Source organism: Methanothrix soehngenii GP6 (genome assembly GCF_000204415.1).
Lineage (GTDB): Archaea > Halobacteriota > Methanosarcinia > Methanotrichales > Methanotrichaceae > Methanothrix > Methanothrix soehngenii.
On the sequence record NC_015416.1, the window covers coordinates 56,132 to 70,475 of the forward strand.

8 protein-coding genes are annotated in these 14,344 nt (G+C 51.4%); 4 read left to right on the forward strand and 4 right to left on the reverse strand.

What is annotated here, in order from left to right; all coding sequences use genetic code 11:
* Positions 1-118: 118 nt before the first annotated feature.
* Together MCON_RS15855 and MCON_RS00260 are read right to left on the reverse strand one after the other, a co-directional pair.
* Positions 119-262, reverse strand: a complete 144-nt coding sequence (locus MCON_RS15855; RefSeq protein WP_157863591.1) for a hypothetical protein — start codon at positions 260-262, stop codon at positions 119-121.
* Between the two features lie 395 nt (positions 263-657).
* A complete protein-coding gene (locus MCON_RS00260; RefSeq protein ID WP_232844308.1) occupies positions 658-1,032 on the reverse strand; it encodes a hypothetical protein in 375 nt (124 codons plus the stop codon).
* A gap of 878 nt (positions 1,033-1,910) precedes the next feature.
* Between MCON_RS00260 and MCON_RS00270 the strand changes: the two genes are divergently transcribed.
* Complete coding sequence (locus MCON_RS00270) at positions 1,911-10,529, forward strand: GH36-type glycosyl hydrolase domain-containing protein (protein ID WP_013718046.1); 8,619 nt, start codon at positions 1,911-1,913, stop codon at positions 10,527-10,529.
* Positions 10,530-10,561: 32 nt separating this feature from the next.
* On the opposite strand, the gene MCON_RS00275 is transcribed toward MCON_RS00270, so the two are convergent.
* Together MCON_RS00275 and MCON_RS00280 are read right to left on the reverse strand one after the other, a co-directional pair.
* Entirely contained in the window at positions 10,562-11,032 is a 471-nt protein-coding gene (locus MCON_RS00275; protein WP_013718047.1) for a COG2426 family protein, read from the reverse strand.
* A gap of 90 nt (positions 11,033-11,122) precedes the next feature.
* A complete protein-coding gene (locus MCON_RS00280) occupies positions 11,123-11,641 on the reverse strand; it encodes a hypothetical protein (protein WP_013718048.1) in 519 nt (172 codons plus the stop codon).
* 81 nt (positions 11,642-11,722) lie between these two features.
* On the opposite strand from MCON_RS00280, the gene MCON_RS00285 reads away from it, so the two are divergent.
* The 3 genes from MCON_RS00285 to MCON_RS00295 are packed head-to-tail and all read left to right on the forward strand — an operon-like array spanning position 11,723 to position 14,340.
* Positions 11,723-12,781 carry a methanogenesis marker 9 domain-containing protein gene (locus tag MCON_RS00285; RefSeq protein ID WP_013718049.1) on the forward strand — a complete coding sequence of 353 codons (1,059 nt, stop codon included), beginning with the start codon at positions 11,723-11,725 and terminating at the stop codon, positions 12,779-12,781.
* 6 nt (positions 12,782-12,787) lie between these two features.
* Positions 12,788-13,744, forward strand: coding sequence for a triphosphoribosyl-dephospho-CoA synthase (locus tag MCON_RS00290; protein WP_048131565.1), 957 nt, complete (start codon positions 12,788-12,790; stop codon positions 13,742-13,744).
* Positions 13,745-13,746: 2 nt separating this feature from the next.
* Positions 13,747-14,340, forward strand: a complete 594-nt coding sequence (locus tag MCON_RS00295; RefSeq protein WP_048131566.1) for a DUF447 domain-containing protein — start codon at positions 13,747-13,749, stop codon at positions 14,338-14,340.
* The last annotated feature ends 4 nt before the right edge of the window (positions 14,341-14,344 follow it).

Below are 14,344 nucleotides of genomic sequence, written 5' to 3' on the forward strand. Positions count from 1 at the left end.
CTGGAGAGATTATGAATTGCCCCTAAAAAAGCTCTTAGCTTGCCGCGAGAAATGATGGAATCTGTCGAAATATCTGCATATTCTGTATCGATAATTCTCATTAACATCACTAGATCCGCTATTGAGGAAGGTTCTTCATCGCTGCTAATAGCTCATCTCTCCTTGATTCCAGATAGTCGAGTTCCTGAAAATCCTCCAGAACATCCTCCTCCCGAACTTCCCCTTTTTTCAGCTTATCATCCAGCTCGAGTATGGATCTCACGTCATGCTTTCTCCTAATCTCGAATATCTCTGCTTCGATGCACCTGAGTTCTTTTTCAAGGAAGGCCTTGATGCTAGCCTGAAACCAGAACGTCACGATCCATCTTCAGGGCACTTGCAACTTCATCGATAACTACCATGATCGGATACCAACCAATAAAACTATCATTAAGATATTTCAATATCTTCAGCGTTCTGGGCTATCCCCAAATGGGCAAGTCCGCGGCAAACGACAAGCATTATCCCAGGGCGGATCTCCCGAAATTATTGCTACCACGAGTCCAGGCAACCACGCCCCACCCCGCCTACAGGGGCGCGAGCCCTCGGGATGCGACTCGAAGGCATACATCTCTTTAACTCGTATGAGGCGGAAAAAAGGAATTTTTAATGGGCAGACTATGCTTTTATCCTATGGAATTGATCAATGGCAGCTATCGCTGGCGTTCCATGTTCGAGATAAAACATCTCAAATTCATTCTCAGAGATTATCGTTCCAAAGCCATATCCATTACTCTCGGCAATGTATAACGTCTTGTTATCCGCACTAATTGCTCCTGCAAAAGCCTCTACAACCTCTTCTCCATCTCGCATAAACGTTATATTTCCTGTGAAGAGGCGGTCCGTCTGCTCGACGACAGCAAGAACAATGCGGTCGTCTTCCACCAGATCATGAGCTCCATCTTCAATAAAATATGCCGGCGCAGATCCTGCCCAGTAGCCCACGAGGTCAGGAACTTGAGCCGCACAGATCCCCGTAATCAGTATGATCAAAAATATTAGCCAAATCCTTCGCATTGATCTCATTGCATCACCCTTGATTATAGCGAGCATCCATTTATATTTCAATGGCGGTTCAAAATTATCTATTATTATTCATATATATTTATTTAACGTATTACATCATGGTGCCCTTCATCCGCCTGGAGAAGTATTCTGGCTCGAATCAGGTTTCTTGCAGAGGACTTGCCTTTACAAAGGTATCATCTAAAATGAAACCCCTGAAACAATTGCGCACTATTTTATGGAGTCTAAAAAAAGCAACCATAGTTCCGATTGGGCAGTCAAATCAGTCCGACCAGAGAGCCTGGATGATTTCCGGGTTCTGAAAAACGGCAGTGATCGGCCCGAGGCATATCCCTTCCTTAGGGCTTGGTGGCTGAGTGCTGTTTGATGGCAAAAATCATCAGCCTGCAATGGCCAGGCCTCAAGGCCAGCTTGCAATCAATTTATATGGAATCGTGGTCTATTATCATCTCGGTACATAAGATCCAGTGTAAGAGAAACATACTAATGCAATAATGCGCAAATATCTATGCAAAATGGGCATTCGATAAATCGCCAGCACTCCCATCCGGGACTCTAATTGAACCCATTTATTCATTTAGAATTCTGAGATCTTCTCTCCAGGTATATCCAGACTGCAATGCAATAAACAGAATCGAGCTTCCGCAAACCAAACCAGGTGTCAAGAATTGATTCAGAGCAAAAATCGAATTTATAGAACAGTAAGTCGCCTTAGAGCGCGCTTCGACAGCACTACTGCACCACTTCTGCTTAATTCTGAGCAGCAACAACGATCCGAGCTGTCAAGCACCCGCCAGCTGGAAGGCCATGCAGCGGAGCTCGCAGAACGCCATGAGGTTGACCCCATGCCTGGCAAGGATTTGCTCTTGCCAAGGCTGGCTGAGAACGAAGCGATCCTTCTCAAGGCAAACGAGCTGCTGACCGGAGCGGTGGCGGCGAATCTCAGGATTACGCCTGCCTCAGAGGAGTTTCTGGACAACTTCTATATGATGGAAGAGCAGATTCTCATGGCCAGGCAGCATCTGCCCAAGGGTTATAGCAAAGAGCTGCCACATATGCTTAATGGATCGCTGGCAGGCTACCCGCGCATTTATGATATTGCCAAAGAGCTAATTGCTCGTACCGATGGCCGGGTGGATGCAGAAAGCCTGAAGCGCTTTGTGGATGCTTATCAGACAAAATCAGTTCTAAATCTGGGCGAGCTCTGGGCAGTTGCGATCATGCTCCGCCTGGCATTGATCGAGAACCTGCGGAATATTTCTTTGCGAATCATTCAAGACAGGATCGACCGCGATCTGGCCAATCGCTGGGCGGTTCAGATCATCAAGACGGCAGAGATAGAGCCTAAGGGCTTGATTATTGCAGTGGCTGATCTGGCCCAGTCGGATCCTCCTTTGTCCAGTGCATTTGTAACCGAATTTGCCCGAAGGCTGGAGGGACAGGGACAGGCTATGACTCTCCCTCTATTCTGGATTGAAGAGCGTCTCTCCGAAACAGGAAAGTCAATCGGACATCTGGTCCAGGAGGATATAAAGCAGGCGCCTGCTGATAAGGTCTCCATTGCTAATAGCATCGCAAGCTTTCGTTTTCTTGACTCCATGGACTGGAAACGATTTGTAGAGGGAACGAGCGTTGTCGAGAAGGCACTCCGCTCCGATCCTGCAGGCACATATGACAAGATGGATTTTGCTACGCGGGATCGCTACCGTCATGCAGTGGAGAGCATTGCAAAGCGCAGCCTGCTGACTGAAGAAGATGTCGCCAATAAAGCAGCAAATCTGGCCCGGGAGAGTGCCACGGCCAGGGGTATCGACGATAGAAGTGCGCATGTTGGCTTCTATCTGATCGACAAGGGCCTGCCTTATCTGGAGAGAGAGGCGGATTTGAGCCTGTCCTTAATCGAGTCCTTCAACAGTACCATGCTCAGGTTCCCTCTGCTCTTCTATATCGGCGCCATAGCTCTTATTACTGCACTCATCATGATCACAGTACTGACACATGCTCATACCCTTGGATCACTCGGATGGCTGCAAATCCTGGCTTTTATTCTGCTGGTGATCTGCATAAGCAGTCCTGTAGTAGGGCTGGTTAACTGGCTGGCAACAATGGTTGTCCGTCCACATGCTCTGCCTAGAATGGACTTCTCCTCAGCAATTCCCGATGAGATGCGGACACTGGTGGTGGTACCATCAGTTCTGTCCAGTCCTGAAAAGATCGATGACCTGCTGGAGGGGCTTGAGATCAGATACCTGGCAAACCGGGATCACAACCTTCACTTCGGCCTCTTGACCGACCTGGTCGATGCCAAGCAGGAGATTATGCCAGAGGATGAGCACCTGCTGCAGAGGGCCCGCCAGGGAATCGAGGCGCTCAATGAAAGGTACCATGAGAGCATCTTCTTTCTCTTTCCCCGTTTGCGCAGGTGGGACTCTGAGGAGGAGATCTGGCGGGGCTATGAGAGAAAGAGAGGCATACTCGAGGAGCTAAACTTTTTATTGCGAGGCGGATCCGAAAACAGCTTTTCTGTGATAACAGGCGACGTATCAATCCTCCCCGGAGTAAAATATGTCATTACAGTTGATGAAGATACCATGATGCCATTCGAATCCGCCCGGATTCTTGTGGAGACCATGGCCCATCCCCTCAACCACCCCAGATTCGATAAGGATAAGCGATATGTCGTCGAAGGCTACAGTATACTCCATCCTCGCCTGAGCTCAGGCATGAATGAAGCAGAAAAATCGCGGTTTGTGAAGCTCTTTGGAGGAGAGCCGGGAATTGATCCCTACACCCGAGAGGTCTCGGACGTCTACCAGGACATCTTCGGGGAAGGATCATTTACTGGAAAGGGGATCTACGACGTGGATGCTTTCTCCCAGTCACTAGGCGGACGCTTTCCAGAGAATCTGATCCTGAGCCATGATCTTCTGGAGGGAAGCTACGCCAGAGCGGCACTGGTCAGCGACGTCCAGTTCTATGAGGACTATCCTTACCATTACGCCTCAGACGTTAGCCGGCGGCATAGATGGATCCGGGGAGACTGGCAGATTGCCAGCTGGCTTCTCACGCGCGTGCCAGGTCCAGGTGGCATGGTCATGGACAATCCAATCTCAGGGCTATCCCGATGGAAGATCTTCGATAACCTCAGGCGAAGTCTGGTGGCGCCTGCCCAGATCTCTTTGCTGCTCTTGGCATGGGTAGCCCTTCAGCACCCCATCTTCTGGACCTCTATGGTAGTAGGAGCAGTTCTTGCTCTGCCTGTGCTGGCTTCCATCAGAACTATATTGAGCAAGTCAGAAGGGCTCTTTTTATACAAGCATCTGCATTATGCGGGGAGGGCAATTGCCAGATATCTGGCACAGGCAACTCTCAGCCTGATATTTCTGCCTTTTGAGGCATACTTCAGCCTTGATGCTGTTGTGCGCACCGGAGGGCGGATGCTATTCACCCATAAGCGACTCCTGGAATGGAACACCTCAGGCAGCGCCCAAAACCGCAGCCAGAGCAATTTGAGTGGATTCTACAGATCGATGTGGATAGCCCCGGCAGTAGCTATCAGCCTGATATCTTATCTCGCGTTTTGGCGTCCTGGTCTGCTGAGCACTAGCTGGCCGCTGCTGGCATCCTGGATCCTCGCCCCTGTTGTTGCCTGGTGGATAAGCCTACCCCTGGATACGCCCAGGGCAGAATTGAGCCCAGATCAGACGCTCTTTTTGCGCAAGCTTTCCAGAAGGACGTGGAGGTTCTTTGAGACATTCGTTACGCCTAAAAGCCACTGGCTTCCGCCGGACAACTATCAAGAGAATCCGCGCTCTGTGGTGGCGAATGGCACCTCGCCTACGAATATGGGATTGTCACTGCTAGCGAACCTGACAGCATACGATTTCGGCTATATCTCTGCGGGAAGGCTGATAAGGCGGAATGCTAGTGCCCTGAATACAATGAAAAACCTGGAACGGTTTCAGGGTCATTTTTATAATTGGTATGATATTAAAAAATTAAAGCCGATGATGCCCAGATATATCTCAACTGTTGATAGCGGTAACCTGGCGGGTCATCTCTTGACCTTAGAGCAGGGCCAGCTCGAGCTAATAGATCAGAAAATTCTGTCAGATCGTGCATTTTGCGGTCTGGAGGATACTCTGCAGATATTGAAGGATGCAGCCACCAGGGGCGGCGAGTCAGCAGAGGACCAGAAGCGAATTGCACCATTCCAAGTGCTCGAACAGATTGATCGATTCAAATCTGAGATTCATTCGCCCCCAGAGAACCTTTCTGCGGCCTGGCAGTTGCTGGACCGGCAAGCAAAAGCAACGGCATCGATGATAAGCCTTATTGAGCGAGAAGAGAATAGCGATCTGTTGTGGTGGGCTAGAGCTTACAAGCGGCAGCTCCGGGATCATAAGAGTGATCTGATCTATCTTGCCCCCTGGCTCATGCTGCCCATCTGGATACTGGAGCATCCAATTCCCGGGGAAATCCCGGAGCATGAATCAAATGAGCTGGCGGGAAAGAGAAGCGAGCTGGAAGCTGAGCTTCTCGGACATAACTATATTCCATCTTTAGGAGAGGTCCCAGAAGTGTCAGAAAAGGTGGCAGGCGTTATAGATCAGATCAGCAGGTGCTTTGTAGAAGACTGCCAGGAGGAACGAGATTGGCTAGAGGAGCTGAGGTCAAAGACAACTGACGCCAGGAGGCGTGCAGACGAGAGAATTGCGTCTATTGAATGGCTTGCTCAGACCTGCGGCGAACTGGCAGAAATAAAATATGATTTCCTCTTCAATAACTCGCGTCGGCTTCTTTCTATCGGCTATAATATCGAGAACTTAGAGCTTGATGAGAGCTGCTACGACCTCTTAGCATCCGAGGCCAGACTATGCAGCTATGTGGCCATTGCCCAGGGTCAGCTCCGACAGGAGCACTGGTTTGCTCTGGGTCGCATGCTCACCATAGCAGGGGGAGATTTCGCTCTGCTTTCCTGGGGTGGGACAATGTTTGAGTATCTCATGCCGCTACTGATTATGCCAACTTATGGAAACACCCTTCTTGATCAGACCTGCATATCGATAGTCAAGCGGCAGATCGAATATGGACAACAACGAAAAGTTCCCTGGGGCATCTCAGAATCTGGCTATAGTGTCGTAGATGTCAATCAGATCTATCAATACAGGGCTTTCGGAGTCCCGGGCCTTGGACTGAAACGTGGGCTGGCCAACGACCTGGTAGTAGCGCCTTATGCCTCCGCCATGGCTCTGATGGTCCTTCCTCAAGAGAGCTGCGTCAATCTGAAGCGTTTGGCAGATGAGGGTTATCTGGGAGAATATGGCTTTTATGAAGCTATCGATTATACCCCATCCCGTCTGGCCCAGCATCAGAGAAGCGCAATAGTCCAGTCCTTCATGTCTCACCATCAAGGGATGAGCCTTCTCTCTTTGGCTTATGTCCTGTTGGACCGGCCAATGCAAAGAAGATTCATGGCCAATCCCATCTTCCAGGCTGCAGATCTGCTTCTTCAGGAAAAGATTCCTCTGGCCAAGGCATTTTATCCTCATGCTGCAGAGGCATCGTCATCAATCTGGAGGGCGGGCATGCTTGAGCGCAAAGGCTCTGTGCGCGTCTTCAGTGATCCGAGCAGTGCCTTTCCCAATGTGCATCTTCTCTCCAATGGCAACTACAACGTGATGATCACCGGTTCTGGCGCAGGCATTAGCCGGTGGAAGGATATTGCAGTCACCCGCTGGCATGGCGATGCTACCCTGGATAATGAGGGACAGTTCTTCTATATCCGTGACCTGGAGAACAATGATTTCTGGTCGGCAGGATATCAGCCTGCATGCAGAGATTCAAGGACTTATCAGGTCATATTCGAGGGATCGAAGGCAGAGATTCGGTCAATGATTTGGGGGATTGATGCCCGTAGCGAAATTGTAGTCTCGCCTGAGGACGACGTTGAGTTAAGGACCATAAGTCTCACCAACCGTTCATCTGCAAAGCGGAAGATTGAGCTGACAAGCTATGCAGAGGTCGTTCTTACGGCCCTAGCCGCTGACGCGACTCATCCTGCTTTCAGCAACCTATTCGTGGAGACGAAGATCCTGCCCAAAAATTCTGCTATCCTGTGCACTCGACGACCGAGGTCTGAGGATGAGAAGACGCCCTGGATGTTGCATATGATGGCGTCGAAGAATGTTGCCGATGATTCAATCTCTTTTGAGACGGATAGGTCCAGGTTCATAGGCAGAGGAAGAGACGTCGCCGATCCTGTGGCAATGACAGGAACGGCGAGTCTATCAAATAGCGAGGGCCCCGTCCTGGATCCGATAGTCTCCATCAGGTGCATAGTTTCGATAGATCCAGGCGAGACAATGCGGGTGAACTTCATCACCGGAATTGCAGAGACGGAAGATGAAGCCATTAAGCTGATCGAAAAATACCATGACGTACGAATGGCCGAGCGCGTACATAATCTGGCCTGGACCCACAATCAAATGATCATGCAGCAGCTCAACATATCAGATGGCGATGTTCACCTTTATATGCGCCTTGCCAGCGCAATAATCTATCCCAACTCAAACTGGCGGGCAGGCTCGGGCGTTCTCATGAAAAACCAGCTTGGCCAGTCAGGCCTGTGGGCTTTTGGCATATCAGGCGATTTCCCAATTGTCCTCCTTCGGATCACAGATCGGTCTAATATCAATCTCGCCCGTGAGTTCCTGAGGGCTCATGCCTACTGGCAGATGATGGGGATTGTCGTGGATCTGGTGATCTGGAATGAGGATAGCTCGGGATATCGGCAGGAGCTTTATGATGAAATTATGGGTCTGATCTCCGTCAGCACAAGTGCATTTGATCCGAAGCGATTTGGTGGAGTTTATGTAATACAAGATGACCAGGTATCTGAAGAGGCCGGAGTCCTGATGGAGGCCGTGGCCAGTGCCATATTCACCGATTATCGGGGAACATTCGAAGAGCAGCTCAAACGCGAAAGGAGACCACGCGCGCCGGTGCCTCTCTTAAAGCCAGAAAAAACCTTGAAGGTCGAGACCTACAGGCCGATTGAATCTACAGGCCAAGACCTCATCTTCTTTAATGGTCTTGGTGGTTTCACAAAGGATGGACGCGAATATATAATCCGCTTAGCTCCGGGGGAAGTCACACCTGCCCCCTGGTCGAATGTGATAGCAAATCACAATTTTGGAACGGTAATATCCGAGTGCGGCAGCTCTTATACCTGGTCAGAAAACTCTCAGCAGTTCCGTCTGACCCCCTGGTACAACGATCCTGTAAGCGATCATAGCGGCGAAGCGCTATACATTCGAGATGAGTTGAGTGGAGATTTCTGGTCTCCTTCCGCACTTCCTGCCCGGGGCAAGACGCCTTATACCTGCAGGCACGGCTTTGGCTACAGCGTCTTCGAGCATAAAGAGTTCGGAATTGCATCCGAGCTGTGGGTATATGTGGCAATGGACGCACCAGTCAAGTTTTGCCGGCTTGTTGTTCGCAATGAATCCGGCATCTTCCGCCAGCTTTCCCTGACCTGTTACATCGAGCAGGTCTTGGGAGACCTGCGTTCCAAGACCGGAATGCATGTGGTCACAGAGATCGATCCAAGGACCGGTGCCCTATTTTCTAGAAACCCGTTCAATACGGATTTCCCGGGAAGAATCGTCTTCTCGGATGTGAATACGAAAATCAACAGCTTCACTGGCGACCGGACTGAGTTCCTGGGAAAGAACGGCAGCATGACCAGGCCAGCTGCGTTAGACAGAGAGACGCTATCTAACCGGATTGGTGCGGCCATGGACCCCTGTGCAGCAATTCAGGTCAGAATAGATCTGCAGGATAAAGAGGATGTCGAGATCATATTTACCTGTGGAGCTGGGCAGAATGTGGAAGATGCACGCAGTCTGGTCAAACGTTTTCGAGGATCGGCTTCCGCTCGCACCGCTCTCGAGCAGGTTTGGAGCTACTGGAATCATACCCTTGGCGTGGTGCACGTGGAGACGGAAGATAAAGCTCTTGATGTGCTCACCAATGGCTGGCTCCTCTACCAGACACTATCTTGCCGCATGTGGGCGCGAACCGGATACTACCAGTCGAGCGGAGCCTATGGCTTCCGGGATCAGCTTCAGGATTCAATGGCTCTCATCTATGCAGAGCCGGAAATTTTCCGTGAGCATCTACTGCGCTGTGCTTCCCATCAGTTCGTGGAAGGAGATGTTTTGCACTGGTGGCACCCACCATTTGAACGGGGAGTGCGCACGCACAGTTCTGATGATCGCCTCTGGCTGCCGCTGGCAGCTCATCGCTACGTAACGACAACAGGAGATGTTGGTGTGCTTAACGAAAGCACCCACTTCATTACGGGTGGGCTCTTAGCTCCCGATGAAGACTCCTGCTACCACCTGCCTGCCAGGTCTGCGGAATCGGGCACTCTTTATGAGCACTGCGTCAGATCCATCAAGCGCAGTCTGCAGTTTGGCCGGCACGGCCTGCCTCTAATGGGAACGGGCGACTGGAACGATGGCATGAATCACGTAGGCTACCAGGGATTGGGCGAAAGCGTCTGGAATGCTTTCTTCCTATACGATGTGCTCGCAAAGTTCAAGGATATTGCCCATCTCTTTGGCGATTCCGCCTTTGCTGAGCTTTGTGCAAGCGAGGCTGCAACTCTGCGGGAGAATATCAGGCAGAGCGGCTGGGATGGCCATTGGTACCTGCGGGCATACTTCGACAATGGAGATCCACTCGGGTCCATTGCCAATGAGGAGTGCCAGATAGATTCAATCCCCCAGAGCTGGTCGGTTCTATCCGGGGCGGGAGACCCAGAAAGATCAAGGGAAGCAATGGAGGAAGTGGATCATAGACTGGTCAACAGGGACAATTCTGTGATACAGCTTTTGCAGCCACCATTTGATAGGTCCAGCTTGAATCCCGGATATATCAAAGGATATCTTCCAGGTGTGAGAGAGAATGGCGGGCAGTATACCCATGCCGCCATATGGGTGATTATGGCTTTTGCCTCTTTGGGCGACAGCGCCCGGGCCTGGGAGCTGTTGGATCTGATCAATCCGGTGATGCATGGCTCGACCCCAAATCAGGTGGCAATTTACCGGGTTGAGCCTTATATCGTGGCAGCAGATATCTGTGCTCTCCCTCCGAATGCAGGGAGGGGAGGATGGACATGGTACACAGGTGCTTCTGGCTGGATGTACCGCCTCATATTGGAATCACTGCTCGGTATAACCTTGGAAGTGGACAGGCTGCGATTTCAGCCCTGCATTCCCGACGACTGGAAATCCTTCAAAGTACATTATCATTATCGTGAGACATTCTATCATATCACTGTTATGCGGATTGGATCCGCGGAAGAAGTGACTGTGGATGGGATTATACAGACCGATGGGACTGTACACCTCGTTGACGATAAAAAAGAGCATTTAGTGGAGGTAAGGATAAGCTAGTGAGAGATAGGATCTTCATCCTCCCTTCATCTTCAAAAGATCAGTATTTTTATCCCCATAACCGTAGCAGTCACAATACTGGCTGCGATCAATATTCCTGTCGCAACGGCAGCAAGGGCGGGCAGGAACCGGAAGCCCAGGAGGAAGGCAATAGCACAGCCAGTCCAGGCCCCAGTCATAGGAAGGGGTATGGCCACGAAGATGATCAGGGCGATCAATCCAAAGTTCTCATGCTTTTGAATATACTTGCTGCGGGTGCGAGCGAATAGCCAGGTGAAGAATCTATCTCCAATGGTATAACGCCGCAGGTAATCGGATACAGGACCCAGAAATAGAAGCAGAGGAACCACGGGAAGGAGGTTTCCCAGGACGGATATGAGAAATGCCTGGTACCATGAGTATCCGTAATATCCAATGGCTAAAGGTATGGCTCCCCGAACCTCGGATACTGGAAGAGCGGCCACCATGAGAGTGACCAGCCACGAGGGAATTATGAGAACCATCCGTATTTCCTTAAAAGATTGGCAATGCCAATAGCGTCGGCCTCACCGATATCTTTTCCCTGCTCAGGCTGCATGCTGCTGATGGTCCTCTTACTCTCCTATAGTTCCTTTGATCTCCACCTTGAAGACGGTCTCCTGGGTGGGTGAGGAGACTGAGATGCTCAGGTCCACGGGTACCTTCCCCAGAGCAATGGAAAGGGGCGCATCCGAGGTGGCCACATTCACCTTCACACCCTGAGATAGCCGGGTGAGAGCGCCGATAATGGATTCAAAGTCCACCGTCCGGGCGACCTCCTTGAGATCCGGGACCACAGTGATTGGAGCCAGCTTGATGGGCTCGACCGCAATGGGGTTTTGAGAGTCGCCTGATATCCGGGCGGATATGGGGCTAGAGCCATCTCCAGCCACCTGAATGCTCAACGCTCCATCCTTTCCCGAGCCCTTGACCTTGGCCACTATGGGATACTTTTCCTGGTCCTCCGATCCCTGAACAATAGCCCTTGCATCAGCATCTACTTTGAAGCTCACCATCATATCACGGGAAGTGATTGGATTTTCTCGGATATAAAGGTGGTATAGGCCCAGGCGATGGCTCAGGGCAACAGCCATGGATAATAGCCGGAATATGGCCAGAATAAATGGCCCCGGAGGCGAAAGCCTGATATCTTATGCGACAGTACCTTCCCACTGATGGTTGAAGTAGGATATTTACATATTGATAGTCCCATTGCTGTTATTTCTTCCAATAACCGTCCGGAGACTGACAATGCAGTCGGTTTGATCCTGCTGGATGGTTTCGACCTTGATGTCGTCTCCCCTTCTCAGATCCAATCCCGTCTGAGCGACGTAAAGCAGAGGCTCAGGGAATGGAGGGAGGGCAGGGCTAACTTCCCAGATATCCATGATGGACAGCGAGCAGCAAAAAAAGAGGGAAAAGAACTAAGGCGCGATGCCGCCCTCGGCCTTTGTGCAACATGCTCCGAGGATGGGCCTCTCTTGGATGCGGCGAGAATTGCTGCCCAGAACCTCTGCCTGCTTGAGCTGAAGATGTCAAGCATTCGCGATCCCATCCGGTTGCTGGAGCTGATCCCTATTTTGAAGCGCTCTGGAGTCACCCTATCTCTCAGGATCAGGCCAGAGGATCTCTCCAATACATTGCTGCAAAAGCTCAACGAGAGCGATCTGGACCTGATTCACCTCGACCTGCGCGGCCTTAATGGAGTTAGCCCCAAGCTGGTCAAGAAAGCAGCTGATATTCGCGGTCCGGCGATAATGGCTCTGGCTGATGTGGGAGATTTTGAGGATGCCAGGACCCTCCTGGCGATGGGGGCAGATGTGGTATCTCTGCGCGGAGCGGATCCCGAGTTCGTCCAGTGGCTCGCCGGGGCCATGCTCGAATATGATCTTCTCAGCGGCTGGTGCAACGCCCCCAAGCATATTTGTGCGGGCGGAGACCTGCGCGGCCTGACCTTCTGCTGTCCTCCAGTCAAGAACTGCGCGGTGTTCGGCGCCCTTAAGAGAGCGGGCCTCTCGTCGGAGGAGTTCGTGAACCGGAAGCTCGCTTTTGCCAAAGGAACTCCTCTGGAGAAGGGAGAGGGCACATGCTTTGGAAGCCTGGTCTGGTGCTGCAAGATCAGCAAGCCCTGCTACCTGCGGGACGAGGCGCTATCCAGGGCGAAGCTCTCCGAAAAGGAATACATGGAACTGAAAAAGAAGCTGGCAGAGAAGATCCTGCAAAAGATCCATTGATCACATATGCGCGGGTCATTAGAGAGATCGGATCGAGTGGCTCAGTGCGCAGTTCTCGCCATGCTCTTCGAGCTCTCCTCCAGTCCCAAGCCAGGTAATGTCGACCGCTGCCACGATTTTTCTGATATCCGGTTTCATCACTTCCTGACCAGCGCAGTCTCTGCTTATCCCGTCTTCAGGAAGGCGGCGAGTGGCGAAGGAAGCCCCGGGTCGCTCATACTGGAAGGGGTGGCAGCCTGGGGGGACTGGAACCTGAGAAGCAACACCCACTTCGGCTCGCTGGTGCTACTGATCCCTCTCGCCCTGGCTGCAGGCCGGATGGCGGGTCATGAACGAGCAGGTCATGAACACGGTCAAGAAACGAAACAGGACGAGAGCCAGGAGAATGGACCGGATGATGGGGTGGATGATGGGGTGGATGATGGGCTTGAGGAGGAGTTGGCGAGAGTTCTGAGGAGCACCACCGTCCAGGATGCATTAGACTTCTATCGGGCCTTCGATCTGGCGGGAGCAAGAGTAGTGCAGGTCGATGATTTCAGCCTGAAGGATCCGGACTGGGAAAGAAAGCTGATTGATGGCAACCAATCCCTTCTCGAACTGATGAGACTTTCCCTGGATCATGATATCGTTGCTCGCGAATGGGCCACGGACTTTGAGCGATCATTCCAGCTCGCCGGAAGGCTGCGGGAGATGGTATCCATATACGGCCTCAATGATGGCGTGGTCAGGACCTTCCTTGAAGCCCTGGCCGAGGTGCCAGACAGCCTTATATCCGCCAAGTTCGGAAGGGAAAGAGCGGTGGAAGTATCCCGTATGGCTGTAGATGCGCTCCTTGATTCCACCCTGAATAAGGCCAGGAAGATGGATTGCGAACTGAACAACAGGGATATGAATCCGGGCTCTACAGCAGACCTGATTGCGGCATCTTTATTTATCTCTCTTCTGAGGAGATTGCGGTTTTGATCATGTTCTATGGCAAAGAGGCTCTTGATGAGCTGGGAATACTGGAGGGCATAAACGAGATAATTGCCACCACAGAGACAGGTGGCAGAGTAAATGCTGCTCCTTTAGGAATTATCAGGAGTGAGGATAGCCTATATATCCGCTTATTTTTAGGAACTCACACCTATGAGAATATCCTCACCAGGAAATGGTTTGTGGCCAATGTCACCCACGATGCCTGGATCTTCGCGGAGACAGCTTTAGAGGACCTGCCCCAGGAGTACTTCACGCATTGCGATGGCCTGCCGATTCTAAAAGATACTGAGGCCTGGCTGCTATTCAAGTGCGATCCCTTCGCTTCGGATATCATAATCGCCAATATCGAGCCGGTAAAAGGGGAGCTATTGAGAAAGGACTTCCGGGCAGTCAACCGGGGAGCCAACCTGGTAGTAGAAGCAGCGGTAGCTGCCACCAGATATATGTCCCTTCGAAGCGATAATTATTTCGAGGAGTTGATGAAGACCCAGAGGATAATAAACCGCTGCGGCAACCCCAGAGAGAGAGAGGCGATGGAGAGGCTAATGGACCGGATCGATAACTTCGCCCATAAGAGATAGGCGA

Bases quoted from the DNA above. Each gene is read 5' to 3' on its own strand.
- MCON_RS00270 (WP_013718046.1), top strand. From the start codon at position 1,911: ATGCCTGGCAAGGATTTGCTCTTGCCAAGGCTGGCTGAGAACGAAGCG.
- MCON_RS00295 (WP_048131566.1), top strand. From the start codon at position 13,747: ATGTTCTATGGCAAAGAGGCTCTTGATGAGCTGGGAATACTGGAGGGC.
- MCON_RS00280 (WP_013718048.1), bottom strand. From the start codon at position 11,641: ATGGCTGTTGCCCTGAGCCATCGCCTGGGCCTATACCACCTTTATATC.
- MCON_RS00290 (WP_048131565.1), top strand. From the start codon at position 12,788: ATGCGCGGGTCATTAGAGAGATCGGATCGAGTGGCTCAGTGCGCAGTT.
- MCON_RS00285 (WP_013718049.1), top strand. From the start codon at position 11,723: ATGGTTGAAGTAGGATATTTACATATTGATAGTCCCATTGCTGTTATT.
- MCON_RS00275 (WP_013718047.1), bottom strand. From the start codon at position 11,032: ATGGTTCTCATAATTCCCTCGTGGCTGGTCACTCTCATGGTGGCCGCT.